The organism is Thermus oshimai DSM 12092 (genome assembly GCF_000373145.1).
Classification (GTDB): domain Bacteria; phylum Deinococcota; class Deinococci; order Deinococcales; family Thermaceae; genus Thermus; species Thermus oshimai.
Window position 1 is genome coordinate 175195 of record NZ_KB890619.1, and the last position, 25511, is coordinate 200705.

Sequence of the window (25511 nt, forward strand, 5' to 3'; positions counted from 1 at the left end):
CCATGGACGCCACCATCCTCGGCCTTCTCCTCCTGGACGGGGTGCAAAGCGGGGTGGTCTACGGCCTCCTGGCCCTGGCCATGGTCCTGGTCTTCGCCGTGACCCGGGTCATCCTGGTGCCCATCGGGGAGCTCATGATGTTCGCCCCCCTTTCCCTGGTCTGGCTCATGGCGGGAAAGCTCCCGGGCACCCTGGCCCTGGCCCTGGCCTTGGGCCTCCTTTGGAGCCTCTTGGACCGTAGGCCCTGGCCCCTTCTCCTCGCCGGGGGGCTTTTCCTCCTGGCCCTGCCCGCCCGGGGCCTCCTTCCCCTCGCCTACCCCTTGGCCCTCCTCCTGGTGGTCTACTTAAGCCTCGCCACCTACCGGGTCTTCTTCCAGCCCCTCAAGGAGGCCACGGTCCTCGCCCTCCTGATCCTCGCGGTGGGGCTGCACGTGGCCTACCAGGGGTTGGGCCTGGTCTTCTTCGGCCCCGAGCAGCACCGGCCCGAGCCCCTCCTTAGGGGGGAGGTCCTGGTGGGGCTTTCCTGGCAGGGGGTCTTGGTCCTCCTCTACGCCCTTCTGGCGGTGCTCGCCCTTTACCTCTTCTTCCGCCTTTCCCTCTACGGGAAGGCCCTTCTCGCGGCGGCGGAGAACCGGCTTGGGGCCAGGCTCTACGGCATCCGGCCGGAGGAGGCGGGGATGGTGGCCTTCGCCATCGCGGGGCTCATGGCGGGCCTTTCCGGGCTTCTCCTTGCCCCCATCACCAACGCCGCCTACTTCATGGGCTTCATGCTGGGCCTTAAAGGGTTCGTGGCCGCCATCCTGGGGGGCTTGGTGAGCTACCCGGTGGCCTTTCTAGGGGCCCTCCTGGTGGGGCTTTTTGAGAGCTTCACCAGCTTTTTTGCCAGCGCCTACAAGGAGGCTCTGGTCTTCCTCCTCCTTCTGCCCGCCCTCTTCTACCAGAGCCTGAGGGCCCACGCGGTGGAGGAATGATGCGCTACGCCTGGCTTCTCCTACTCCCCTTCCTTTTCCTGCCCTTCCCCTACTACCTCACCCTCCTCACCTTCTTCGCCCTTTCGGCCATGGTGGCCCTGTCCCTCCACGTCCTCACGGGCCTTGCGGGGATGACCAGCTTCGCCCAGGCGGCCTTCATGGGGGTTTCCGCCTACGCCACCGCCCTCCTCACCCTGCGGCTTGGGGCCTCCCCTTGGCTTGGGCTCCTTGCGGGTCTGGGGCTCTCCCTCCTCTTCGCCCTCCTCATCGGGGCCCTCACCGTGCGGCTTAAGGGGCACTTCCTCCCCCTCGCCACCATCGCCTGGCAGGTGGCCCTTTACATCCTGGCGGGGAACCTGGTGGGCCTCACCGGGGGGCACACGGGCCTCACGGATCTCCCCCCCCTAAGGCTCTTGGGCCTTCCCCTCGAGGGCTTCGCCTACGCCCTTTTCAGCCTCTTCCTCCTCTTCCTCCTCATCGGGGCCCTGGGGAACCTCAGGCCAAGCCGCCTGGGCCGGGCCCTCCTGGCCCTAAGGGGGGACGCTTTGGCCGCGGCCAGCTTCGGGGTGGACCCCGCCCGCCTGCGCCTTAAGGCCTTCCTCCTCTCGGGGGTCATCGCGGGGCTTGCGGGGTTCCTCTACGCCCACTTCCTCCGCTTCGTGAACCCCACCCCCTTCTCCCTGGAGGCCTCCATCAAGTACCTGGTCATGGCCGTGGCCGGGGGGGTGGGGTCCATCCCCGGGGTGCTGCTGGGGGCCGGGCTTTTCACGGGTCTCGAGGACTGGCTGAAAGACCTCCTCCCCCTCCTCCTCGGGCGGGAGGGGAACTACGAGACCATCGCCTACGGCTTCATCCTGGCGGCCATCCTCCTCTTCGCCCCCAAGGGGCTCTGGGCCTTTTTGGAAAGGGCCCTCCCGGCCCGCAAAGGGGCCCTGCCCAAGGCGGAGCCCCTCCCCCTCAAGCCTCCCTCGGGGGTGCGGGGGGAGGAGGTCCTAAGGGTGGAGGGCCTCAGGAAGGCCTTTGGGGGGCTCCTTGCGGTGGCGGGGGTGTCCTTCGCCTTGCGGCGGGGGGAGATCCTGGCCTTGATCGGCCCCAACGGGGCGGGGAAGAGCACCACCTTCAACCTGGTCACCGGGGCCATCCCCCCCGATGGGGGCCGGGTCTTCCTCTTCGGCCGGGAGGTCACGGGCCTCCCCCCCTACCGCATCCACCCCTTGGGCCTGGGGCGCACCTTCCAGCACCCCCACCTTTTCCCCGAGCTTTCGGTGCTGGAAAACGCCGCCCTCGGCACCTACGCCCGCACCCGGGCTGGCTTCCTCCAGGTCCTCCTCGGCCTTTACCGGAAGGAGGAGGAAAGGGCCCTTTCCACCGCCTACCACGCCCTGAAGCGGGTGGGCCTGGAGGGCCTCGCCCTGGAGCGGGCGGACCGGCTCACCGCGGGGCAGCAGCGCCTATTGGAGATCGCCCGCCTTCTCGCCTCTGGGGCGGAGATCCTCCTCCTGGACGAGCCGGGGGCGGGGCTTAGGGCGGGGGAGAAGCGGGAGCTCGCCCACCTCCTAAAGGGCCTTGCCCGGGAGGGGTACACCCTCCTCCTGGTGGACCACGACATGGACCTGGTCATGGGCCTGGCGGACCGGGTGGTGGTGATGAACTACGGGGAGAAGATCGCCGAGGGCACGCCCAAGGAGGTCCAGAAAAACCCCTTGGTGCGGGCGGCCTACCTGGGGGAGGAGGTGGCCTAGATGCTCCGAACCGAGGGCCTTTCCGTGCGCTACGGGGCCTTTGAGGCGGCGCAGGGGGTAAGCCTCCGGCTGGAGGAAGGGGAGGCCGTGGCCTTGATCGGCCCCAACGGCGCGGGGAAGACCAGCGTGCTAAGGGGGCTTTTGGGCCTGGCCCGGGCGGAGGGGGAGGTCCATTTCTTTGGGCGGCCCTGCCCCAAAAGGAGCCCCGAGGCCCTCCTCCCCTTGGGGGTGGTCCTCGTCCCGGAAGGCCGGGCCCTCTTCGGGGGCCTTACCGTGGAGGAGAACCTCCTCCTCGGGGGCTTCCTCCGCTTCCGCCGCCGGGAGGACTTAAGGCCCGATCTGGAAAGGGTGTACGAGCTCTTCCCCAGGCTTAAGGAACGGCGGGGCCAGCGGGCGGGTACCCTCTCGGGGGGCGAGCAGCAGATGCTGGCCATCGGCCGGGCCCTCCTCGCCCGCCCCAAGCTCCTCCTCCTGGACGAGCCCTCCTTGGGCCTCGCCCCCCTCATGGTGCGGGAGATCTACCGCATCCTGGCGAGGCTCAAGGCGGAGGGGGTTTCCCTCCTCGTGGTGGAGCAAAACGCCAAGGTGGCCCTGGCCCTGGCCGACCGGGCCTACGTGATGGAGGCCGGCCGGGTGGTCCTGGAGGGGGAGGCTAAGGCCCTGGCCCAGGACCCCAAGGTGGTGGAGGCCTACCTGGGCCTCAAGGAGGTGGAGGAAGGGTGAAGGACCCCTTCATGACCACCCTCGGTTTCCAGGTGCTCCGCCAGGGCCCGGGAGAGGCGGCGGTGGGGGGCGTGGTGGGGGAGGGGCACCTGAACCTCCACGGCACCGCCCACGGGGGCTTCCTCTACGCCCTGGCGGACGCGGCCTTCGCCCTAGCCTCCAACAGCCGGGGCCCGGCGGTGGCCCTTTCCTGCCGCATGGACTACTTCCGCCCCGTCCCCCTGGGGGCCAGGGTGGAGGCGGTGGCGGAGGAGGTCCACCTCTCCCGGCGCACGGCCACCTACCGGGTGGAGGTGCGCGCTTTGGGCAAGCTGGTGGCCCTCTTCACGGGCACCGTGTTTCGCTTAGGAGGTGAGGATGTACCAGCCGGAACTGGAAACCCTACCCAGGGAGAAGCTTAGGGCCTTGCAGGACGAACGGCTTAAGCGGGTGGTGGCCTACCTTTACGAAAGGGTCCCCTTCTACCGGAAGGCCCTGGACGAGGCGGGGGTGGACCCCAAGGCCTTCCGGGGCCTGGAGGACCTCCACCGCCTCCCCTTTACCCGAAAGACCGACCTCCGGGACCACTACCCCTTCGGCCTCTTCGCCGTGCCCCGGGAGGAGGTGGCCCGGATCCACGCCTCTAGCGGCACCACGGGGAAGCCCACGGTGGTGGGCTACACCAAGAGGGACCTCCAGATCTTCGCCGAGGTGGTGGCCCGCTCCCTGGCCGCGGCCGGGGCCAGGCCGGGGATGATGCTCCACAACGCCTACGGCTACGGCCTCTTCACCGGGGGCCTGGGCCTCCACGGGGGGGCGGAGGCCTTGGGCATGACCGTGGTGCCCGTTTCCGGGGGCATGACCGAGCGCCAGGTGATGCTCATCCAGGACTTCCGCCCCGAGGTCATCTCCTGCACCCCCTCGTACGCCCAGACCCTGGCGGAGGAGTTCCGGAAGCGGGGGGTGAGCCCGGAAGACCTTTCCCTGGAGTACGCCGTCCTGGGGGCCGAGCCCTGGACGGAGGCCATCCGCAAGCAGGTGGACGAGGGGCTGGGGGTGCGGAGCACCAACATCTACGGCCTTTCCGAGATCATCGGCCCCGGGGTGGCCAACGAGTGCGTGGAGGAGCGAAGGGGGAGCCACATCTGGGAGGACCACTTCCTCCCCGAGGTAGTGGACCCGGACACGGGGGAGCCTCTCCCTGAGGGGCAGGTGGGGGTTTTGGTCTTCACCACCCTCACCAAGGAGGCCATGCCCCTCCTCCGCTACTGGACGGGGGATCTCACCTTCCTCACCTACGAGCCCTGCACCTGCGGCCGCACCCATGTGCGCATGGGGCCCATCCTGGGCCGCACGGACGACATGCTCATCATCCGCGGGGTGAACGTCTACCCCACCCAGGTGGAGGCGGTCCTCCTGGGCATCCCCGAGGTGGAGCCCTACTACCAGATCGTCCTCCGGCGGGAGGGTACCCTGGACGAGGCCGAGCTCAAGGTGGAGGTCTCCGAGGCCTTCTTCCAGGAGATCGGCAAAAAGGCCCTGTCCGACGAGGTCATAGAGGCGGACCACCGCCTCCACGCCCTAAGGGAGAAGGTGGCCCACAAGATCAAGGACACCATCGGGGTGACCATGCGGGTCACCCTTCTCGCCCCCGGGGAGGCCCCGAGGAGCGAGGGGGGGAAGCTTAAGCGGGTCCTGGACCTCAGAAAATAGCCCCATGCGCCCCATCCCGGAAGGCTACCAGGCGGTCTTTGAGACCGTGGTCACCGAGGAGATGACGGTGAACTTTGAGGAGCTGGGCCCCGTCCACCCCGTCTACGCCACCTACTGGATGGCCAAGCACATGGAGCTGGCCGGGCGGAAGATCATCCTCCCCTTCCTGGAGGAGGGGGAGGAGGGGATCGGGAGCTACGTGGAGGTGCGCCACCTGGCCTCCGCCCTCCCGGGGATGCGGGTTAGGGTGGTGGCCCGGCACGAGAAGACGGTGGGCAACCGGGTCTACGCCACCATGCAGGCCTTCAACGAGCTGGGGGACCTCATCGGGGAGGGGCGGACGGAGCAGGTCATCCTCCCCAAGGCCAAGGTGGAGGCCCTCTTCGCCCGGCTTAAGGCGCGCTGGCAGGCGGCGCGGGAAGGCTAGGCGCCCGAAGGGACCTGCTGGTCCTTTGGTGGGTTGCTTTACAGTCAAAAGGTTTCTTTTGAAAGTATAATCCCCCCATGGTCTGGGAGCTCCTGGCCCGCATCTGGCGCCTCCAGCGCCTCCTTAAGGAGGAGGCGGAGGCGGGCCTGAAGGCGAGGGGGATCTCGGGCCTCGAGGCCTGGCTCCTCCGGGTCCTGAAGCACCACCCCCACCCCACGGAGGCCGCCCGGCGCATGGGCCTGCCCCTGCCCACGGTGAGCCACATGGTGCGCCGCCTCGAGGCCCAAGGCCTCCTCCTCCGCGCCCGGGAGGAGGGGGACCTCCGCCGCTATCGCCTCCTCCTAACCCCCAAGGGGGAGGCGGCGCTGGAGGAGGCGGAGCGGCTTTTCGCCGAGGCCTTAAGGCGGCGCCTGAAGCGCCTGGATGGGGAAGAGGAAGCCCTTTTGCTGAAGCTCTTAGACCGCCTGCTGGAGGACGCATGAACGCCACCCCCAAGGAAGTCCGCCTGACCATGATCGGCATTTTCCTGGGCCTTTTCCTGGCCGCCTTGGACCAGACCATCGTCTCCACCGCCATGCCCCGCATCGTGGGGGAGCTTAGGGGGGCCGGGTACTACGCCTGGGTCACCACCAGCTACCTCCTCACCTCCACCGTCTTCTCCGTCATCTTCGGGCGGCTTACGGAGCTTTTCAGCCGCAAGGCCGTCCTCCTTTGGGCGGTGGCCCTTTTCCTCCTGGGCTCGGCCCTCTCCGGCCAGGCCCGGAATATGCCTGAGCTCATCCTCTTCCGCGGGCTCCAGGGGGTGGGGGGTGGGGCCCTTTTTGCCCTGGCCCTCACCACCATCGCCGTCTTCTTCCCCCCCCGGGAACGGGGCCGGCTGGCGGGGGCCTTCGGGGCCATCTTCGGCCTCTCCTCCGCGGTGGGGCCCTGGCTTGGGGGCCTCCTCACCGACCACCTCTCCTGGCGCTGGGTCTTCTACATCAACATGCCCGTGGGGGCGGTGGCCCTTTGGTTCATCCTGCGCTACATGCCCCGCCTAAGCCCGGAACGGCGGGAGCCCTTTGACTTCCTGGGGGCCTTCCTCCTCGTCCTCTGGACCGTGCCCCTCATGCTGGCCTTCTCCTTTGGGGGGAGCACCTACCCCTGGGGGAGCCCGGAGATCCTGGGCCTTTTCCTCCTGGCCTTTTTGGCCCTGGGGCTATGGATCTGGGCGGAACAGCGGATGCCCCACCCCCTCTTTGACCTCTCCGTCTTCGCCCTTCCCACCTTCCGCCTCTCCTCGGTGGCGGCCTTCTTCTACGGCCCCGCCTTCCTGGGGGCGGTGGCCTTCCTGCCCCTTTACCTTCAGGTGGTGAAGGGGGTTTCCGCCAGCCAAAGCGGGGTGACCGTCCTCCCCCTTACCCTGGGGGTGGTCTTGGGGAGCGTGGGGGGTGGACAGGTTCTGGCCCGCACCGGCCGGTACAAGCCCTTGCTTTTGGGAAGCACCCTTTTCCTCCTTGGCCTTTTCCTCGCCCTCCACTTCCTCCTCCAGGTGGGCACCCCCTTGTGGGCCGCGGTCCTCCTCTTCTTCCTCTTGGGCCTGGGTCTTGGGCCCGCGCAGAGCGCCCTCAACGTGGTGGCCCAGACGGACCTCCCCCCAAACCGCATCGGGAGCGGCACCAGCATGGTCCAGTTCGTGCGCCAGATCGGCTCCACCATGGGCGTTGCCCTCCTGGGCACGGTGCTCTCCTCCCACCTCAGCCAAAGCTTCGCCCAGGCCTTCCCCCAAGGGGCTTCGGTGGGCCGGCCGGCCCAGGTGGGGGAGGGGATGGCCCTGGACCTCAAGGGGGAGTTCGCCCGCCTCGAGGCCCTCTACCTGAGGGCCCTGGAGGGGGACGAGGAGGCCCGGAAAGCCCTCCTCGCCGACCCCTTCCTCCCCGAGGAGGCCAAAAAGGCCCTCCCCGAGGGGGGCATCCCCGGCCAGTTCCGGGCCCTGGAGGCCCTGGCCGGGCGGGCCCTAGCCGGGGACGAGGGGGCCAAGGCCGCCCTTCTCCGAAGCCCCATCCTCCCCCCGGCCCTGAAGGCCCTCCTCCAGACGGGGAACGCCGCCCTCTTCCTCCAGGCCCTAGAGGACCTGAGGACCGGGGCCCTGGCCCAGGCCAAGGCCCAGGTCCAGGCGGAACTCCGGGCCCAGGCGGCCAAGGTGGAGGGGGCGGTGAAGGAGGGGATCACGGAGGCCCTAAAGGCCATCTTCCTCTACGCCGCCTTCTTCATCCTCCTGGCCCTTCTCCCCATCCTCCTCCTGCCGGACCGCCTCCTCCAGGGGGCCATGGCCCCCAGGGGCGCGTAAAGTGGAGGGGTGGAAGGGCTCTACCTGCGCCTGGGGGAAGGGCTTTCCGAGGCGGCGAACCGGAGGGCCTTGGCCTTAGCGGAAGCCCTTCTTAAAGACCCTCCCCCGGGGCTTTGGGACGCGGTGCCCGCCTACGCCACCCTTTTCCTGGCCTACGACCCCCGCCTCCTCCCCCGCGCCCGCCTGCTCCACCTCCTCCGCCGGCTTGCGCCCTCCCTGGAGGCGGAAGGCCGGGTGGTGGAGATCCCCGTGCGCTACGACGGGGAGGACTTGGAAGAGGTGGCGCGGCTTACCGGCCTTTCCCTGGAGGAGGTGAAGCGCCGCCACCAGGCCCCCCTTTACCGGGTCTACGCCCTGGGCTTCACCCCGGGCTTCCCCTTCCTGGCCCCGGTGGACGAGGCCCTGCGCCTGCCCCGCCGCCCCCACCCGAGGCCCCGGGTCCCGGCCCACAGCGTGGCCCTGGCCGGGGTCCAGACGGGGATCTACCCCCTCCCTTCCCCCGGGGGCTGGCGCCTTTTGGGCACCGCCCTGGTCCCGGTCTACGACCCCCACCGCGCCTCCCCCTTCCTCCTCCGCCCCGGGGACCGGGTGCGCTTTCGGGAGGCGGAGGGCCCCACGCCCCCCGAGCCCCTTCCCCTGGACCTCCTGCCCCCCTCCCCCCGCCTCCCCGCCTTGCGGGTGGAGGAGCCGGGCCTTCTGGACCTCCTCCTGGACGGGGGGCGGCCTTTCGGGGGGCGGTTCGGCCTGGCCCTTTCCGGCCCCCTGGACCCCCGCTCCGCCGCCCTCGCCAACCGCCTGGTGGGGAACCCCCCCTTCGCTCCCCTCCTGGAGATCGCCTACAAGGGCCCCGCCCTCACCGCTCTAAGGCCCCTGGTGGCGGCCCTTTCGGGCTACGGGCTGGAGGGGGTCTTGGAGGGGGAGGCCATCCCTCCGGGGGTGAGCTTCTTCTGGCCCCCTGGGAAGACCCTCCGCTTCCGGCCCCGGGGGCCGGGGGCGAGGGTCTACCTGGCGGTGGCGGGGGGCCTCGAGGCCGGGCGCTTCTTCGGCTCCGCCTCCCCCGACCTCCGGGGGCGGATCGGCAGGCCCCTCAAGGCGGGGGACGTGCTGGGCTTAGAGGCGGAGCGCCCCGCGCGCCCCGGCCGGTCCTTTCCCCAGGAGCCCCTCACGAGCCCCTTCCGCCTCCGCCTCCTCCCTGGGCCCCAGTACACGCGGGAGGCCTTCTCCGCCCTCCTTTCCGGCCCCTTTCGGGTGGAGCGGGCGGACCGCATGGGGGTGGAGCTCTCCGGGCCCCCGGTGCCGGGAGGGGAGGGGCTTTCCGAACCCACCCCCTTGGGCGGGGTCCAGGTGCCCCCCTCGGGCCGGCCCCTGGTCCTCCTCAGGGACAAGGGGAGCCTCGGGGGGTACACCAAGCCGGCCCTGGTGGACCCCAAGGACCTCTGGCGCCTGGGCCAGGTCTGGCCCGGAGTAGAGGTGGCGTTCCTGCCGGGAGGGCGCCCTAGCCCCTGGGTGCTCCTCTGGGATTAAGCGGGGGCAAAAGGTGGTGCGGGACACTTGTCCCTTCCCTTTGGCCGTGCTAACCTAACAAACGATCGTTAGCCATGGACCGCCGCAGCCAGATCCTCACCGTGGCCGGGCACCTCTTCAGCCAGCGGGGCTACCACGCCACCAGCATCCGCGACCTGGCCCGGGCCCTGAACCTCCAGGGGGGAAGCCTCTACGCCCACATCGCCTCCAAGGAGGAGCTCCTTTTGGAGGTGGTGCGGCAGGCGGCCCAGAAGTTCCAGGAGGTCCTGGAGGGCCTAACGGGGGACCCCGTGGCCAAGCTCAAGGCCCTGGTCCGGGGCCACCTCCGGGTCATCGCCGAGGAGCTCCCCCGGGCCACGGTCTTCTTCCACGAGTGGAAGCACCTCTCCCCCCCCTACCTGGAGGAGGCCAAGGCCCTGAGGCGCCGCTACGAGGAGGGGGTGCAGAGGGTGGTGGAGGAAGGGGTTAGGGCAGGGGTCTTCCGGGTGGAGGACGTGCGCCTGGCCACCCTCTTCCTCCTTTCCGCCCTCAACTGGACCTACCAGTGGTACCGGCCGGATGGGCCCCTTTCTTTGGAAGAGCTTTCGGAAGCGTACGCCGGGATGCTCCTACGGGCGCTCGGTGCGGAAGGAGGGCAGGATGGTGAAGCTTAGGATCGGCTACCCGGAAGACCCGGACTACCAGGAGAGGTTGGAGGAGTTCGAGGCCCGCATCGCCCGGGGGGAGAAGATTGAGCCCGGGGACTGGATGCCCGCGGAGTACCGCCGCCAGCTCATCCGCATGATCTCCCAGCACGCCCACAGCGAGTGGGTGGGGATGCTCCCCGAAGGGGCCTGGATCCCCCGCGCCCCCTCCTTGAGGCGGAAGCTCATCCTCCTGGCCAAGGTCCAGGACGAGGCGGGCCACGGCCAGTACCTCTACCACGCGGCCGAGACCCTGGGGGTGACGCGGGAGGAGATGGTGGAGGCCCTCCTTTCCGGGAAGGCCAAGTACTCCAACATCTTCAACTACCCCACCCTCACCTGGGCGGACGTGGGCATCATCGGCTGGCTGGTGGACGGGATGGCCATCAAGAACCAGACCATGCTGGCCCAGTGCTCCTACGGGCCCTACTCCCGGGCCATGGTGCGCATCTGCGCGGAGGAGACCTTCCACCACAAGCAGGGGAAGGAGGCGGTCCTCCTCTACGCCAAGGGCTCCCCCAAGCAGCGGCGGATGGTCCAGGACGCCCTGAACCGCTGGTGGTGGCCCACCCTGATGATGGCCGGGCCCCACGACACCGACTCCCCCCACACCCCCCTCCTCCTCCGCTGGGGCATCAAGACCAAGACCAACGACCAGATCCGCCAGGAGTTTTTGGACGAGCACGTGCCCGAGCTTTTGGAGGCGGGGCTCGTCCCGCCCGACCCCGAGCTCCGCTACAACGAGAAGACGGGGCACTGGGTCCACGGCCCCATCCCCTGGGACGAGTTCTGGAAGGTCATCAATGGGGAGGGCCCCATGAACCGGCACCGCCTCCTGGCGCGCCAGCGGGCCCACGAGGAGGGGCGCTGGGTGCGGGAGGCCCTCGAGGCCTACAGCAAGCGCCGCCTGGCCCAGGCCGCGGATTAGGAGGGCGCCATGTGGGGAACGGAATGGCCCCGGTTTGAGGTGATCAAGCAGGACGTGAAGAGCGCCCCACCCCAGATGGTGGGCTCGGTGCACGCCGTAGACCCCGAGCACGCCTTGGTGGTGGCCCGGCACGTCTTCGTGCGCCGCCCCGCGGCCCATGCCCTTTGGGTGGCCCCGGCGGAGGCCTTCTACGCGGTCACCCGGGAGGGCCTGAAAGACCCCCCGCCCCCCGAGGGCCCCCCTGGGGTCTACTGGGTCTTCGCCCGGCGGAGCCAGCGCCGGAGCATGGTCTACGGGGACCTGGTGGGCCGCTACCAGGCGGAAAACCCCCTGGAGGCCATCCGCCAGGCCCTCCTCGAGGTCCAGGGCTACGCCTTCTACGCGGTGCCCGAGGCCCTGCTCCACGGCACCGAGCCCAAGGAGGAGGTCTTGGAGAGCTGGTTCGCCCCGGCCAAGGAGAAGACCTACCGGCTCCAGTCCTACTACGGCCTGGTCACGGCCAAGGAGGAGAAGGATGCTTGAGGCCCTTAAACCCCAGCTCATCGCCCGCCTCCAGGCCCTGGCGGACGACGAGGTGGTGCTTGCCCAGCGCCTTTCCGAATGGGTGGCCCACGCCCCCATCCTGGAGGAGGACATCGCCATCGCCAACCTGGCCCAGGACGAGCTGGGCCACGCCAAGCTCTACCTGGAGCTGAGGCGGGAGCTGGACGGTTCGGACCCCGACCGGCTCGTCTTCTTCCGCGACCCTCTGGAGTACAAAAACGCGGTGATGGTGGAGCTCCCCAGGGGGGACTGGGCCTTCACCATGGTGCGCCAGTACCTCTTTGACCTCTACGAGAAGACCCTTCTGGAGGCCCTGAGGGGAAGCGCCTACCCCCCCCTGGCGGAGGTGGCGGAAAGGATCCTCAGGGAGGAGCGCTTCCACCTCCACCACTCCGCCCTCTGGGTGGAGCGCCTGGCCCTGGGTACGGAGGAGTCCTACGCCCGCACCCAGAAGGCCCTGGACCTCCTCTTCCCCTACGCCCGCCAGCTCTTCCAGCCCCTTCCCGGGGAGGAGGCCCTGGTGGAGGCGGGGGTGTTCCCCGACCTCCAAGCCCTCCTCCCCCACTACCTGGAGGAGGCCACGGGCCGCCTGAAGCGCTTAGGCCTAACCCCGCCGGAAGGGGGGTACGTGCCCAAGAACCGTACGGAGCACACGGAGTACCTCTGGTCCCTCCTTGCCGAGATGCAGTCCGTGGCCCGCTGGGACCCGGAGGCCAAGGCATGGTAGCGCGCTACTGGGAGGCCCTAAAGGAGGTCAAGGACCCCGAGCTCCCCTTCCTGGACGTGGTGGAGATGGGGATGGTGGTGGGCCTCGAGGCGGAAGGGGAGGGGGTTAGGGTCCGCTTCCGCCCCACCTTCTCGGGCTGCCCCGCCCTGGCCCTTATCCGGGAGGAGATAGCGAGGGCCCTCCGCCGGGCGGGGGCGGCTTGGGTGGAGGTGGAGGAGGTGCGCACCCCCTGGAGCACGGAGGCCATGGCCCCTTCCGCGCGGGAAAAGCTTCGTTCCCAGGGCATCGCCCCGCCCCTTCCCCTTCCCATGGCCGAGGCCTACCCTCCCTGCCCCCGGTGCGGGAGCGCGGAGGTGGAGCTCAAAAACCCCTTCGGGGCTACGCTTTGCAAGCGGCTTTTCCAGTGCCGCGCCTGCGGCGAGGTCTTTGAGGCCTTCAAGACGGTGTGACCATGATCCTGGAAAGCTACCTCCTGGGCGAATGGCGGCGGGGTGGGGGAGAGGGGGTTCCCATCCGGGACCCGGCCACGGGGGAGGTCCTGGCCCGGGCCTCCACGGAAGGGCTGCCCCTGAAGGAAGCGGTGGCCTACGGGCGGGAGGTGGGGGGGAAGGCCCTCCTGGCCTTGGGCTTCCAGGAGCGGGGGCGGCGGCTTAGGGCCCTGGCCCAGTTCCTTTCCGAAAGGAAAGAGGAGCTTTACCGCCTCTACCTCACCACGGGCGGCACCCGGCGGGACGCCTGGTACGACGTGGATGGGGGCATCGGGGTCCTCTTCACCTACGCCAGCCTGGCCCGCAACCTTCCCGAGGGGAACGTTCTCCCCGAGGAGGAGGCCCTCCTCCTCTCCAAGGACGGGGCCTTCCAGGGCCGGCACGTCCTCGTGCCCAAGGGGGGGGTTACCCTCCAGATCAACGCCTTCAACTTCCCCGTCTGGGGCCTTTTGGAGAAGTTCGCCCCCGCCTTCCTGGCCGGGGTCCCCACCCTGGCCAAGCCCGCCACCCCCACGGCCCACGTGGCCCAGGCCCTGGTCCGGCTCATGCTGGACTCCGGCCTCCTCCCCGAGGGGAGCCTGCAGCTTTTGGTGGGCGGGGTGGGGGACCTCTTTGAGGCCCTGGACCACCGGGACAGCGTCTTCTTCACCGGCTCCCGGGCCACCGCGGAGCGCCTGGCCCGCCACGAGGCCTTCCTGAAGCGGGGGGCCCTTTTCAACGCCGAGGCGGACTCCATCAACCCCGCCGTCCTGGGCCTCCGTGCGGGGGAGGAGGAGCTAAAGCGCCTCGCCCAGGAGATCGCCCAGGAACTCACCATCAAGGTGGGGCAGCGGTGCACGGCCATCCGCCGGGTCTTCGCCCCCAAGGAGCGGTTAGGGGCGCTCCTCGAGGCCACCCGGGCCCACCTTGAAGCCCTCCGCCTGGGGGACCCCCGGGGGGAGGGGGTGGACCTAGGGCCCCTCGCCTCCTTGGAGCAGAAGGAGGAGGTCCTGCGGGCGGTGGAGGGCCTCCTCGCCGCGGGGGCCCAGGTCTACTGGCGCCACGGGGGCCGGGAGGACGGGGCCTTCTTCCCGCCCCTCCTCCTCCTGGCGGAGGACCCCGCCCCGGAGGCCCTCCACACCCTGGAGGCCTTCGGCCCCGTGGCCACCTTCATGCCCTACGGGACCCCGGAGGAGGCCGCGGAGCTGGCCCGAAGGGGCGGGGGGAGCCTGGTGGCCACCGTGGCCACCCCGGACCCCGAGGAGGCCCGCTTCTACCTCCTGGCCCTGGGGCCCCACGTGGGCCGCCTCCACTTCCTGAACCATCGGAACGCCCACGCCTCCACCGGCCACGGCTCGCCCTTACCCCGCCTCCTCCACGGGGGGCCGGGCCGGGCGGGCGGGGGGGAGGAGCTTGGGGGGGTGCTCTCCCTTAAGCGCCACCTCCGCCGCCTGGCCCTGCAGGCGGACCCCCACCTCCTCCAGGCCCTCACCGGGGAGTACGCCAAGGGGGCGGAGCGGCCTGCCCAGGTGCACCCTTTCCGCAAGCCCTACGAGGAGCTGGAGATCGGGGAGACCCTCACCACCCACCGGCGCACGGTCACCGAGGCGGACATCGCCCTTTTCTCCGCCCTCTCCTGGGACCACTTCTACGCCCACACGGACGAGATCGCCGCCCGGGAGAGCCTCTTCGGCAAGCGGGTGGCCCACGGGTACTTCGTCCTCTCCGCGGCCGCGGGGCTCTTCGTGGACCCCGCGCCGGGGCCCGTCCTCGCCAACTACGGCCTCGAGGGCCTCCGCTTCCTGGAGCCCGTGGCCGCAGGGGACACCCTCCAGGCCCACCTTACGGTGAAGGCCAAGCGCCCCCGGGACGAGAAGACGGGGGTGGTGGAGTGGGCGGTGGAGGTGAAAAACGGGGAGGGGAAGACGGTGGCCACCTACACCCTCCTCACCCTGGTGGCCCGCAAAGTACCCTAAGGCCATGCCCGACGCCATCGTGGTGGGGGCGGGGATCGTGGGGGCGGCCTCCGCCTACCGCCTGGCCGAGGCCGGGCTTCGGGTCCTCCTCCTGGAGAAGGAGGCCGCCTTCGCCCAGGGCTCCACGGGCCGGAGCGCGGCCGGGGTGCGGGTGCAGTTCTCCGAGCCCGTGAACGTCCTCCTCTCCTACCGCTCCATCCTGGAGTACCGCGCCCTTCCCGAGGCCCGCTACCGGCCCATCGGCTACCTCTTCCTGGTCCCTGAGGCCCTGGCCGGGGCCCAGGAGGAGGCCCTAAGGACGCAAACGGCCCTGGGGGTCCCCGTGCGCCGGCTTTCCCTGGAGGAGGCGGAGGGCCTCGTCCCCTTCCGCAAGGAGGGCCTGGCCTTCGCTACCTTCGGCCCCCTAGACGGGGTCATAGACCCCCACGGGGCCACGGCCTTCTACCTGCAAAGGGCCCGGGCCCTGGGGGCGGAGGTGCGCTTCGCCGAACCGGTGGTGGGGGCGGAGCGCGTAGGGAGAGGCTTCCGGGTCTATACCCCTAAGGGCGCCCACGAGGCCCCTCTTGTCCTCTTGGCCACGGGGGCCTGGACGGGGGCGGTGGGGCGGCTCTTTGGGGTGGACCTCCCGGTGTGGCCCCTAAGGCGCATGGTCTTCGCCACCGCCCCCACCCCTTTCCCCCACGCCTTTCCCCTCACCGTGGACCTGGGGACGGGCTTCTACCTGCGCTCGGAAGGCCCCCGCCTCCTCCTCGGCCGCTCCAACCCCGAGGAGCGGCCGGGCTTTCTGGAGGGCATGGACTGGGGGTGGCTCGGGCCCACCCTCGAGGCCGGATTGGCCCGCTTCCCCTTCCTGGAGGAGGCGGCCTTGGACCCTAAGCCGTCACCTTGTATCCGGCCCGCAGGAGGCCAAGGGATAGCCCCCCACACCCGGCAAAAAGATCTACCGCCCTCACCAGATCGAACCTCTACCATACCGCCCATTTCCTGGGGCGAATCTCGCTTCTTTAGAACTCCAAAGGGGGGTCTTGCGGCTCCCCGTTGCTTGGCCAACAAAACACCAACGGAGGGTGGGTCCCTCCGCTGGCGCGCCCCGCCTCTACGGGAGGCTTACGGTTCCGCTCCCCACCGTGTACGTCCCACAGGCCACGGACTCCCTTATCTCCGTGTTCACGGTGAAGCCGGAGGGGTCGTTCGGGTCCAGGGCCAGCACGTTCTGGGAGGAGAGCGTGGCTGTGGCGGAAAGCTGAACCGTGTCCCCATTCCCGTAAGGCGTGTAGCCCAGGAGGCCGGTGAGGTCCGGGAAGGTGTACGAGGTGGCGCTTCCCAACCAACCCTTGGAGAGAAGGGCTTCGTAGATGAGGTTGGGGCTCTCCAGGCTGACGCGGTAGCTCTTGAGGTCGGGGGCCGTATAGCTCAGCCCGGACACCTGGGGGTGGGCGTTGCCGTCCACGGCGAGGCTACCCGTGGGCCAGGGGTTGGGAAGGGTTACCGCGGGGTTCCCCGAGGCGAAGCCCTTGTAGGCGTAAAGACCCCGGGTTCCCCCTTCCCAGGCCACAGCCCAGGCGACGTACCGGTCGCCCGCGGCGAAGCCCTTCACGGGACGGTAGGGGATGGGGGAAGCGTTGCCTCCGCCCAAGAACCCCCATCCCTTGTTGTCCCCGCTCAGGTAGCCCACGAAGTAGCTTTGGCTCGTGGGGGCAAACCCTGAGGGCAGGTTGAAGGTCGCGCTTCCGGGAGGGAGCACGTCGCCGTCCGCCACGGTAACCGTGGCGTTTCCGCTCGCCGTGACGTTTACCCCCCGCACCACCTTGGCCACCCGCCAGGTGTAGCTAGAATCCACCACGGCCACCACCAGATCCTGCACCCCCGCGGGCCAGCTATTGAGGGCCACGGGCACGGGCGTGGAGGGGTTGACCACCGTGCCCGTCGCGCTTCCGCTCATCCCCCCGCTCACAAAGACAACGTCCCCTGCCTGGGCGGTGGAAAGGCCGGAGAGGTCCACGTTCACGGTGAAGCTTACCCCGCTCGCCGTGGCTGCGGAGCAGGCCACCTTGGGGTTGGAGAGCTCCGCGTTGGTGGCCTGGATCAGGTGGATCTGGTCGGGGCCACCCCCCGTACCGTGGCACCGGATGGCCACGCCGTACTTGTTGCTGTTTCCCAGGGAAAAGGTGGCCGTGTTCCCGGTAAAGCTCAGGGCTTGCCAGGCCCCCGAACCCACCTGGTAGGCGCCGTCAAAGCCCACCCCTTGCGGGTCCTCCACGGTGACGGTGATGTTCCCCGGAGGGGGCGGGGTGCCCCCTCCGGGGCAGGCGGTAAGGAGCGTGGACAAGGCCAAAAACCCCGAAGCGGCCAACAGGATTCGTAAAGTCCTCAACCTCATACCTTTCCTCCTTTGAGAGGCTGGGCCTCTCGCCTTGAAGGGTAGACCACCCTCCCTTAACAGGGCCTTAACGCGCCATCCCCCCGGGGAGGTGCGCCTCCCCGGGGGGTCAGGGCTTTTGCGAAAGGTCCACCATCCCCTTGCCCACCGCTTGGGAAGGGTAGGGGAGGGGCCTGGCGTAGTCCTCCAGGTCCTGCTGGAGCTGGGCGGGGGGTAGGCCCGGCTGGGCCTCTAGCCAAAGGGCCATGGCCCCGGCCACCAGGGGGGCGGCGAAGGAGGTGCCGTTGCACGTGGTGGGCCCGTTTGGGCCTATGCAGGGGAGGCCCGCCCCAGGGGCCGCCAGGTCCACGTAGGCCCCCCGGGTGCTGAAGGGGGCTGGGCTCAGGTCCTCCTGGAGGGCCCCCACCGCCACCAGCCCCGGCAGGTCAAAGGCCGCGGGGTAGTGGGCCGGGCTTCCTTGGGCGCCCTGGTTCCCTGCGGCGGCGGCCACGGGGATGTCCTGGGCCAAGGCGGCCTGAAGGGCGAGCTTCAGGGCCCCCACCGGGGTATCCCCCCCTAGGCTCAGGTTGAGCACCGTGGGGCCTTTGGCGTTCTCCACCACCCAGCACACCCCCTTCACCACCCAGCTGGACCGGCAGGTGCCCCCTTCGTCGCAGACCCGTACGGGAAGGATTGCCGCTTCCGGGGCCACCTCCCGCACCAGGTTCGCGGCCTGGGTGCCGTGCCCTCCGGGGAAGGCGTCCTGGGGGGTAGGGTCGTCCTCCACGAAGTCGTAGCCCGGGCCTTGGGGCACGCTCCCGTCCACGCCCGTGTCCAGCACGGCCACCTGCACCCCCCGCCCTTTGTGCCCGCGGGCGTGGGCTTGGGGTGCCCCGATGGCCTCGCCCCCGGACCAGCCCCCGAGGGACCAGAGGCTTTCGGGGTCCGCCTTGTAGTCGGGGTCCAGGGCCTCCAGCTCCTCCAGGGCCTGGCCCAGGGCTTCCCCGCTGTAGCCCAGGACCGCCAGGGTGTAGCCGCACCCCGTCAGGGGCGTGGTTTCCAGAAGGCGGAACTCCGGCGGCAGCTTGGGGGTTTCCCCAAGGGGGAGCCGCAGGAGAATCCGGCTCCGGTCCACCTGGCCCAGCACCTCCAAGGTGGCCCGGGCCACGCCCCTCGAGGTCTGGATCTCCACCGGCTTGGGTCCTCCCGGAAGCTCGGGCACCCGGAAGACGACCCGCTCCCCTGAGGCGGAAACCACCTCCGCCGGCTCTCCCCCCACCGCCACCCGGGCCCCTTCCGCGGAAGCGCCCGTGAGGATGGCCTCCACCGCTTCCCCCACCAGGGCCCGGCCCGGCCTCAAGGTGGCCGTGGGTTCCCCCGGGATGCAGGCCGCCAGGGCTAGGGCCAGGGGCAGGGCCAGGAGAAGCCTTCTAAGTCCCATACGCTGATGATCACACCTCCTCCTTGGAAGGGATTGAACCACGGAGGGGCTTAACGGAGGCTTAACCCTGGAGGCGTTTCCGATACCTCGCGGCCAGGCTCTCCTGCCCCGCTTCCTCCAGGAGGGCGATGGCCTCTTCCAGGGCCGCCCGGTCCTCCTTCAGCTCGGCCAGGTTGGCCATGGCCACGGCGGTGAGGACCCACTCCCGGCTTTCCCGGGCCAGCCTCAGGGCCTCCCGGTAGGCGGCCTCCGCCTCCTCCTTCCGCCCCTGGCGGTGGAAGAAGGCCCCCAGGTTGTTCCAGGCCCGGCCCATGGCCTCGAGGTTCCCCACCTCCTCCGCCCGCCTCAAGGCGGTCCGGTAGAGGGCCTCCGCCTCCTCCAGCCGCCCCAATCGTTCCCGGATGAGCCCCAGGTTCAAAAGAAGGCGCCCCTGCAGAAGGGGCAGGTCCTCGGCGGTCTTCAGGGCCTCGGCGAAAACCTCCTCCGCCCGCGGGTCTCCGGCCTCAAAGAGGGCCACGGCCTGGTTGTTCAGGGCGTCCACCTGGCGGGCCGTCTCCCCCGCGGCCAAAAAGCGCACCGCGGCCCGGGCGAAGAGGTCCGCCGCTTCCCGGAAGGCCCCCTGCCCCATGCGCACCAGCCCCTCCAGGTTCAGGGCCTCCCCCTGGGCCCAGGGGCCAAGGCCTTCCACGCTCCGCACGCTCTCTAGGGCCTCCTCCACCCGGCCCATGCGGAAGAGGAGAAGTCCCTTGAGCACGGGGGCCTCCGCCAGGCCTTCCCCCGCTTCCTCCAGGACCTCCCAGGCCTCCCGGTACCGGCCCAGCCGCTCCAGGGCCCGCACCCTTAGGGCGGTGGCCTCGGGGGAGGCGGGGGCCTCTTCCAGGACCTCGAGGCTCCCCAGGGGATCCTGGGCCAGGCGGTTTTTGGCCTCCTGGAGGAGGGCCCGGCCCATGCGCGCCCGGTCCTCCTCGGTCCAGAGGGGCTTGCCCAACCGGTAGAGGGCCCGGGCCTGGCCCAGGGGTAACCGCCGGGCCAGGGTCAGGGCCAGGGCCTGGGCCTTGGGGGGCAGGGGAAGGTCCCGGAGGGTGGGGCGCCCCCCAGGGCCTAAGAGGCCCCGGGCGTGGAGGGCCTCCAGGGCCTCGAGGCCCAGGGTGATCCCCAGGTCCTGGAGCACATCCAGGGGAAGCCCGGCCTGTTCCAGAAGGTAAAGGGTCCAGAAGGTGGCCTCCGCCTCCTCGGGCAAGGGGTTTTGGGGTGCCGGCTCTTCCCCTTCCAGGACCTGGCCCACCCCGGGAAGCCCCCGCCCCTCCTCCAAAAGCCGGGCCGCCTCCCCTCCAAGCCCCAGCGCGGTTAGGCCCTCCGCCGCTTCCCGGTAGGCCCGGTACACCTCCCGGGCGATCCGTTCCCGGGTGGACCAGACCCACTCCTCCAGCTCCTCCCCCAGGTGGGCGTCCGCCCCCTCCAGGAAGGCCCCCTGGTAAAGGGCCCTAACCCGGGGGAAGTCCTTCTGCCTGAGGGCCCGGCGGAGCTCCTCCACGTCGCAGGGCACCCGGGCCTTCAGGATGTCCTGCCCCTCCACCAGGCCGTGGGTTCGGAGGGCGTTCAGGGCCACGGAGAGGTTGTTCAAGGGGTCTTCCACCCCCGGCCAGAAGAGCTCCGCCAGGTGGCGGCGGGGCTTGGGCCCCTCCAGGGCCAGGTAGGCCAGGAGGAGGAGGGGCTTGGTGCGGCCTAAGGGGCATCCCTCCACGCGGAGCTGGCCCAGGGTGCGGAGCATTAGCCCCAGTTTACTCAAAGCTGGTGGCTCCCGGCCGGGGGCCGGTAGTCCGGGTCCCGGTACCGCCCGGGGTGGAAGGCCCTTGCATGCGGGGGAAGGGCCTCCCCCAGGAGGTGCTTGGCCAAAAGCTCCCCCGCCCCCAAAGCGGCCATGACCCCGAACCCGGAAAAGGCCCCCAGGGCGTAGGCCCCCGGGCGGGCTAGGGGGCCGATGAGGGGGCGGTTTTCCGGGGTGCGCACGTAAAGGCCCCCGTCCACCCGGGCCTTGGGCAGGGCCCTAAGGTACCCTTCCAGGCCCGGCAGGAGCCGGGCCAAGGCCCTGAGGGCGAGCTCCGGGTAGAAGGGCGGGGGCGTGGGCTCGCACCCCGCCCTTTCCACCCGTTCTGGGAAGGGGTTGAAGAGGGCGAGAAACCCCTCCCCCTCGGGCCGGGCGTGGGCCCCGGGGGGCAGGGCCTTTAGGTAGGGGGCTAGGGCCTCCTCCCCCTCTAGGAGGGGGGCCTCCTCCTCCCCAAAAAGCCGCACCTCCTCCTGGAGGATGAGGAGGGGGGCTTCCTTGGGGAAGGCCCCCTGGGGGTCCGGGAACCAGGCCTTGAAGTGGGCCTCCCGCGTTAGGGGCACCGCCTCCCCCAGGGCTCTGAGGAGTTCGGGAAGCCCAGGCCCCGCCGCCAGGACCACGGCCTCCGCCCGGAGGGTCGCCCCGCCCTCCGTGGCCACCCCCACCACCCTGCCCCCCTCCACCTCCAGGCCCACCGCCCGCCCAGGAAGAAGCCGCCCCCCGGCCTCCCGGACGCGCCGCCAGAGGGCCTGCCCCAGGCCCCAGGCGTCCAGCCACCCCGCGGGGCGGACGTGGAGGGCGGCCTCCGCCCGCAGGTAGGGGAAGCGGGCCTTTAGGGCCTCCCCCACCAGGAGGTCCATCCCCGAGGCCGCCCCTTCGGGGTAGGTCTCGGGGCGGGTGTGGCGGCGCAAGGGGCCGGTGGCCTCCGCCCCCTCAGAGAGCGCCAAGAGGGCCTCCTCACGCCCCGCGTAGAGGTAGCCCCGGCGGTTCTTCCGCACCTCGGGGAAGGCCCCTAGGAGCTCGAGGCTCCGCCCCACCAGAAGGGCCAGGGCCTCGTCCCCCGGCCAGAAGACCCGGTAGCACTCCGTGGACTTGTCGCTGGTGCAGGTGAGGGGCGGCCTGGGGTCTAGGAGGAGCACCCCCAGGCCCCGCTTCCCCAAGAAGTAGGCGGCCGAGAGCCCCAGGAGGCCCGCCCCCACCACCAGGACGTCCGCCCTAGCGTCCATAGACCAGGCTGGGCAGCCAGGTGGCTAGCCCCGGGAAGAGCATCACCAGGACCAGGCCGGTGAGCTGGAGGAGGAGGAAGGGGATGGCCGCCCGGTAGATGACCCCCATGGGGATCTGGGGGGCCACCCCCCGCACGTAGAAGAGCGCGTAGCCGAAGGGGGGGCTCAGGAAGGACATCTGCATGTTCACCAGGTAGAGCACCCCGAACCACAGGGGGTCAAAGCCCAGCTGCCGGATGATGGGCACGAAAACCGGCACCGCCAGGAGGAGGATCCCCACCCAGTCCAAGAACATCCCCAGGACGATGAGGATGAGCTGCATCAGGAGGAGGATGCCCCAGGGGGAAAGCCCAGTGCCCAGGAGGAGGTCCGCGATGTACCGGTCCCCGCCCTGGGCCACGTAGAAGGCCACGAAGGCGTTGGCCCCGAAGATGATCCAGAGCACCATGGCCGTGGCCTTGGCGGTCTGCTCCAGGGCCAGGCGCAGGTTGGCCAGGGTGAGGCGGCGGTGGAGGGCGGCCACCAGGAGGGAGCCGAAGGCCCCCACGGCCGCGGCCTCCGTGGGCGCGGCGAGGCCCAGGAAGATGGTGCCCAGGACGAGAAAGATGAGGAGGAGGGGGGCCCAGATCTTGCCCAGGGCCCGCCAGCGCTCCCCCCAGGTGGGGGCCTCCTCCTTGGGGATCCGGGGGGCGGCCTGGGGGTAGAGGAGGGCGTAGACCACGGAAAACCCCATGTAGAGGGCGGAGAGGAGGAGGCCGGGAAGGACGGAACCCAGGTAGAGCTCCCCCACGGACTGGTTGGCCACCAGGCCGTAGATGATGGCCAGGACGCTGGGGGGGATGAGGATGCCCAGGGTGCCCCCGGCCATGACCGTGCCCGTGGCCAGGATGGGGCTGTAGCCCCGCCGGAGCATGGCGGGCAGGGCCACCAGGGCCATGGTCACCACCGCCGCCCCGATCACGCCCACCATGGCCGCGAGGAGGGTGGAGGCCGCCACCGTGGCCACGGCCAGCCCGCCGGGCACCCGGCCCATCCACTTGTAGGCCACGTCAAAGATCTCCTCGATGAGGCCCGATTTCTCCAGCATGGAGGCCATGAAGATGAAAAGGGGGATGGCCGCCAGGAGGTACTGGGTCATGTTGTTCCAGACCCGCTGGGGCAGGAGGGAGAGGGCCTCGGGGCTCCAGAGGCCCGCGATGAAGAGCACCGCCAGGCCGCCGGTGAGGAAGGCCAGGGGGTAGCCGGTGAGGAGCAGGAGGAAGAGGCTGCCGAACATCAGCCAGGTGAGGGTCTCAATGGGCATCTTTACCCCCCCGGATGAGGCGCTGGAGATCCCGGAGGAACTGGGCAAACCCCTGGAGCCAAAGCAAAAAGGCCCCCAGGGGGATGGCGAGCTTGAAGGGGTAGATGGGCAGGCTGGCGTTGGCCAGTGAGAACTCTTTGTTTTGCCAAGAGGCCAGGAAGAACTGCCAGCCGTACACGGTAAGGCTTCCGGCGAACAGGGTCAGGAAGGCAAACCCCAGGAGGTTGATGAGAGCCTGGCCTCTGGGGGACAGGCGGGCGTAGAAGACGTCCACCCCCACGTGGGCCTTTTCCCGGTGGGCGTAGGCCCCGGTGAGGACGTAAAGGAGACCGAACATCAAGGTGGTGACCTCGTGGGCCCAGAGGGTGGGGCTGTTGAAGAAGTAGCGGCGCACCACCTCGAGGGTCAGGAGGAGCACCGCCCCCAGGGTGAGCCAGCTGGCCAGCCGGCCAGACCACAGGCTCAGGGCGTCCACGAGGCCCAGGAAGCGTTCCAGGGGGCCCATGCTAGAGGCTCAGACCGCGCAGGTCCGCGTCCGTGACGTACCCCAGGGCCTTCATGTACTCCAGCTGGCTCTGGAAGGCCTCCTTGGCGTACTTGTCCTGCTTGGCCCACTTGAACCAGATGGGGATGGCCACCCGGCGGAACTTGCGCACGTCCACGGTGCTGAGCCGGATGATCTGCACCCCCGCCGCCCGGTACTTGGGCCAGGCCTCGAGGTTGGCCTTCTGGATCCCCGCGTAGTGCACCCAGCTCCACTCGTGCACCGCGGCCTCAAAGCGCTCCTGCAGGTTCTTGGGCACCGCCCGCCACCGGTTCAGGTTCAGGGTGATGTCCGCCAGGTCCACGGGCTGGTGGATGCAGGGGGTTTCCGGCGGGCCCATGATGATGTACTTCGTCACCTGGTGGAACCCCAGGTTGTAGTTCACCGCCGGGCCCACGAAGTCGGCGGCGTCGATCACCCCCCGCTCCAGGGCGGGGTAGACCTCCCCTCCCGGGAGGAGGACCGTGGCCGCCCCCGCCGCGGCGAAGATCTCCGCGATCATCCCTCCCGGGACCCGGAGCTTCACCCCCTTAAACTCCTCAAAGCTCTTGATGGGCTTCTTGGAGTGGATGAGGTTGTAGTCGTGCTGGACGGGGCCGATGTAGGCCAGGCCCTGCTCCTCGTAGGCCTTTCGGGCCAGCTCCAGGCCGCCCAGGCCGTAGTACCAGGTCTCCCACTGGTCCGGCCGGTCCAGGCCCAGCGGGTAGGAGGAGAGGAAGGCGGTCACCGGCATCCGGCCGGCCCAGTAGAGGGTGAAGGGGTGCATCCCGTCCAGGACCCCCGTTTTCACCGCGTCAAACATGTCAAAGGTCCCCACCACCGCGCCGGCGGGGAAGGGCTGGATCTCAATCTGGCCGTCCGTGAGCTCCTTGACCCGCTCCGCGAAACGCTGGAACAGGGTGTAGCCCACGGTGCCTGCATCCCAGGCGCTCTGGATGCGCCAGCGGAACCGGGGGGCCTGGGCGATGGCCAAAGGGGAAAAAGCGCTGCTGGCCGCTACGCCGATGGCCGCCTTCTTTAGAAACTGCCGCCGGGTGCTCTTCATAGCCTCCTCCTTCGCCAAGCCGGGTTGGCGTTTTTCCGTGTCTACCTATACATACGGGAAGAGGGTCTTTTTGTCAATACCCAGAATCTTGTTTCGCTAGGTGAAAATAAAGGAGGGCCCTTCGTTCCGGACCCCCTTTTTCACAATGCGCATTGATTTATAATGCCCTTGCAATGGCAGAGAAGCCGCGACTCGTTCCCTTAAGGAACCTCCTCAAAGGCCATCGCACCAACCCCACCACCCTCTGGCGCATGCACAAGGCCTACCTCCTGGCCAAGGGCCTTTCCGAGGTCCGGGAGGGGGAGCGCATCCTGGTGGACCCGGAGGAGGCCCGGGTCCTGGGGGTGGCCCTGGACCTCATGGACAAGGGCCTTAAGCCCAAGGAGGCCTTGGCCAGGGCCATGGGGGAGGCCCCCGCCCCCTCGAGGCGGGGGAGGAAGAAGCCAGGGGCCCCGTCCCCGGAGCCCTGGGGGGAGCTTCTGGAAGAGCTCCGCCTCCTGCGCAAAGCGGTGGAGGCCATCGCCGAACGCCTGGAGGAGCGCGCCCCGCGCCGGGTCCGGGTGGAGGCCCCGCCCCCCAGCCTCGAGGAGGTGGCCCGGGCGCTAAAGGGCGAGTAGCTCCACCACCACGGCGATGCCCTGGCCCACGCCGATGCACATGGTGGCGAGGCCGAAGGGGGCCTTGCGCCTTTGCATCTCGTGGACCAGGGTGGTGAGGATGCGGGCCCCGCTGGCCCCCAAGGGGTGGCCCAGGGCGATGGCCCCCCCGTTGGGGTTGAGCCGTTCGTCCTCGGGGTCCAGGCCCCACTCCCTTAAGACCGCCAGGGCCTGGGCGGCGAAGGCCTCGTTGAGCTCAATCACCCCCANGTCCTCCAGGCGGAGCCCCGCCCGCTCCAGGGCCTTCCTCGTGGCGGGCACGGGGCCGATGCCCATGATCCTGGGGGGCACCCCGGCCACGGCCAGGCTCCGCACCCGGGCTAAGGCCTTCAGCCCGTGGGCCTTGGCGTAGGCGTCGGAGACCAGGAGAAGGGCCGCCG

General features: G+C 69.9%; 23 protein-coding genes and 1 pseudogene. 17 read left to right on the forward strand and 7 right to left on the reverse strand.

Translation table 11 applies throughout. The annotated features are described in order from the left end of the window. The first annotated feature begins 2 nt into the window (after positions 1-2). The 16 genes from B043_RS0108310 (at position 3) to B043_RS13340 (ending at position 16440) form a co-directional block, all read left to right on the forward strand. Positions 3-971 (forward strand): branched-chain amino acid ABC transporter permease, encoded by a 969-nt coding sequence (locus B043_RS0108310; RefSeq protein WP_018461639.1) that lies wholly within the window; start codon positions 3-5, stop codon positions 969-971. Then, a complete protein-coding gene (locus B043_RS0108315) occupies positions 971-2713 on the forward strand; it encodes a branched-chain amino acid ABC transporter ATP-binding protein/permease (protein WP_018461640.1) in 1743 nt (580 codons plus the stop codon). Before B043_RS0108310 ends, B043_RS0108315 begins: the two co-directional genes overlap by 1 nt. Continuing rightward, positions 2714-3436 (forward strand): ABC transporter ATP-binding protein, encoded by a 723-nt coding sequence (locus B043_RS0108320; RefSeq protein WP_018461641.1) that lies wholly within the window; start codon positions 2714-2716, stop codon positions 3434-3436. Then, the gene (gene paaI / locus B043_RS0108325; protein ID WP_018461642.1) at positions 3433-3837 is read left to right on the forward strand and encodes a hydroxyphenylacetyl-CoA thioesterase PaaI; all 405 of its coding nucleotides are present in this window, start codon (positions 3433-3435) and stop codon (positions 3835-3837) included. Before B043_RS0108320 ends, paaI begins: the two co-directional genes overlap by 4 nt. Continuing rightward, positions 3794-5128 carry a phenylacetate--CoA ligase family protein gene (locus B043_RS0108330; RefSeq protein WP_018461643.1) on the forward strand — a complete coding sequence of 445 codons (1335 nt, stop codon included), beginning with the start codon at positions 3794-3796 and terminating at the stop codon, positions 5126-5128. The genes paaI and B043_RS0108330 overlap by 44 nt, the downstream gene beginning before the upstream one ends. Positions 5129-5132: 4 nt before the next feature. After that, positions 5133-5555 (forward strand): thioesterase family protein, encoded by a 423-nt coding sequence (locus B043_RS0108335; RefSeq protein ID WP_016329225.1) that lies wholly within the window; start codon positions 5133-5135, stop codon positions 5553-5555. Positions 5556-5632: 77 nt separating this feature from the next. Beyond that, the gene (locus B043_RS0108340; protein ID WP_018461644.1) at positions 5633-6037 is read left to right on the forward strand and encodes a MarR family winged helix-turn-helix transcriptional regulator; all 405 of its coding nucleotides are present in this window, start codon (positions 5633-5635) and stop codon (positions 6035-6037) included. Continuing rightward, complete coding sequence (locus B043_RS0108345; protein WP_018461645.1) at positions 6034-7884, forward strand: MDR family MFS transporter; 1851 nt, start codon at positions 6034-6036, stop codon at positions 7882-7884. The genes B043_RS0108340 and B043_RS0108345 overlap by 4 nt, the downstream gene beginning before the upstream one ends. Before the next feature lie 9 nt (positions 7885-7893). Continuing rightward, positions 7894-9408: a 5-oxoprolinase subunit PxpB gene (gene pxpB / locus B043_RS0108350; protein ID WP_018461646.1), complete on the forward strand. Its 1515-nt coding sequence runs from the start codon at positions 7894-7896 to the stop codon at positions 9406-9408. Between the two features lie 74 nt (positions 9409-9482). Then, complete coding sequence (locus B043_RS0108355; protein WP_018461647.1) at positions 9483-10061, forward strand: TetR/AcrR family transcriptional regulator; 579 nt, start codon at positions 9483-9485, stop codon at positions 10059-10061. Beyond that, on the forward strand, positions 10048-11019 hold the full coding sequence (gene paaA, locus B043_RS0108360; protein ID WP_026234195.1) for a 1,2-phenylacetyl-CoA epoxidase subunit PaaA: 972 nt from the start codon (positions 10048-10050) through the stop codon (positions 11017-11019). Before B043_RS0108355 ends, paaA begins: the two co-directional genes overlap by 14 nt. Before the next feature lie 9 nt (positions 11020-11028). Next, on the forward strand, positions 11029-11541 hold the full coding sequence (locus B043_RS0108365; RefSeq protein ID WP_018461649.1) for a phenylacetic acid degradation protein: 513 nt from the start codon (positions 11029-11031) through the stop codon (positions 11539-11541). Continuing rightward, on the forward strand, positions 11534-12289 hold the full coding sequence (paaC, locus tag B043_RS0108370) for a 1,2-phenylacetyl-CoA epoxidase subunit PaaC (protein WP_018461650.1): 756 nt from the start codon (positions 11534-11536) through the stop codon (positions 12287-12289). Before B043_RS0108365 ends, paaC begins: the two co-directional genes overlap by 8 nt. Further along, positions 12283-12738 carry a 1,2-phenylacetyl-CoA epoxidase subunit PaaD gene (paaD, locus tag B043_RS0108375; protein WP_016329237.1) on the forward strand — a complete coding sequence of 152 codons (456 nt, stop codon included), beginning with the start codon at positions 12283-12285 and terminating at the stop codon, positions 12736-12738. Before paaC ends, paaD begins: the two co-directional genes overlap by 7 nt. Positions 12739-12740: 2 nt before the next feature. Further along, positions 12741-14732, forward strand: a complete 1992-nt coding sequence (gene paaZ, locus B043_RS0108380; RefSeq protein WP_026234196.1) for a phenylacetic acid degradation bifunctional protein PaaZ — start codon at positions 12741-12743, stop codon at positions 14730-14732. Between the two features lie 4 nt (positions 14733-14736). Continuing rightward, on the forward strand, positions 14737-16440 hold the full coding sequence (locus B043_RS13340; protein ID WP_281158758.1) for an NAD(P)/FAD-dependent oxidoreductase: 1704 nt from the start codon (positions 14737-14739) through the stop codon (positions 16438-16440). 781 nt (positions 16441-17221) lie between these two features. On the opposite strand, the gene B043_RS0108390 is transcribed toward B043_RS13340, so the two are convergent. The 6 genes from B043_RS0108390 to dctP form a co-directional block, all read right to left on the reverse strand. Then, the gene (locus B043_RS0108390) at positions 17222-18532 is read right to left on the reverse strand and encodes a S8 family peptidase (protein WP_018461653.1); all 1311 of its coding nucleotides are present in this window, start codon (positions 18530-18532) and stop codon (positions 17222-17224) included. A gap of 61 nt (positions 18533-18593) precedes the next feature. Then, positions 18594-20303: a tetratricopeptide repeat protein gene (locus tag B043_RS13345; protein WP_018461654.1), complete on the reverse strand. Its 1710-nt coding sequence runs from the start codon at positions 20301-20303 to the stop codon at positions 18594-18596. Between the two features lie 14 nt (positions 20304-20317). Next, positions 20318-21583, reverse strand: a complete 1266-nt coding sequence (locus B043_RS0108400) for an NAD(P)/FAD-dependent oxidoreductase (protein WP_018461655.1) — start codon at positions 21581-21583, stop codon at positions 20318-20320. Next, positions 21573-22886 carry a TRAP transporter large permease gene (locus B043_RS0108405; RefSeq protein ID WP_016329247.1) on the reverse strand — a complete coding sequence of 438 codons (1314 nt, stop codon included), beginning with the start codon at positions 22884-22886 and terminating at the stop codon, positions 21573-21575. Before B043_RS0108405 ends, B043_RS0108400 begins: the two co-directional genes overlap by 11 nt. Further along, complete coding sequence (locus B043_RS0108410; protein ID WP_018461656.1) at positions 22876-23391, reverse strand: TRAP transporter small permease subunit; 516 nt, start codon at positions 23389-23391, stop codon at positions 22876-22878. Before B043_RS0108410 ends, B043_RS0108405 begins: the two co-directional genes overlap by 11 nt. A gap of 1 nt (position 23392) precedes the next feature. Continuing rightward, entirely contained in the window at positions 23393-24475 is a 1083-nt protein-coding gene (dctP, locus tag B043_RS0108415) for a TRAP transporter substrate-binding protein DctP (RefSeq protein ID WP_018461657.1), read from the reverse strand. A gap of 173 nt (positions 24476-24648) precedes the next feature. Here dctP and B043_RS0108420 point away from each other — a divergent pair, with 173 nt between their 5' ends. Further along, positions 24649-25092: a hypothetical protein gene (locus B043_RS0108420; RefSeq protein WP_018461658.1), complete on the forward strand. Its 444-nt coding sequence runs from the start codon at positions 24649-24651 to the stop codon at positions 25090-25092. On the opposite strand, the pseudogene B043_RS0108425 reads toward B043_RS0108420, so the two are convergent. Next, a pseudogene (locus B043_RS0108425) lies at positions 25078-25511 on the reverse strand (3-oxoadipyl-CoA thiolase); the annotation flags it as partial. The gene B043_RS0108420 and the pseudogene B043_RS0108425 sit on opposite strands and share 15 nt — an antisense overlap.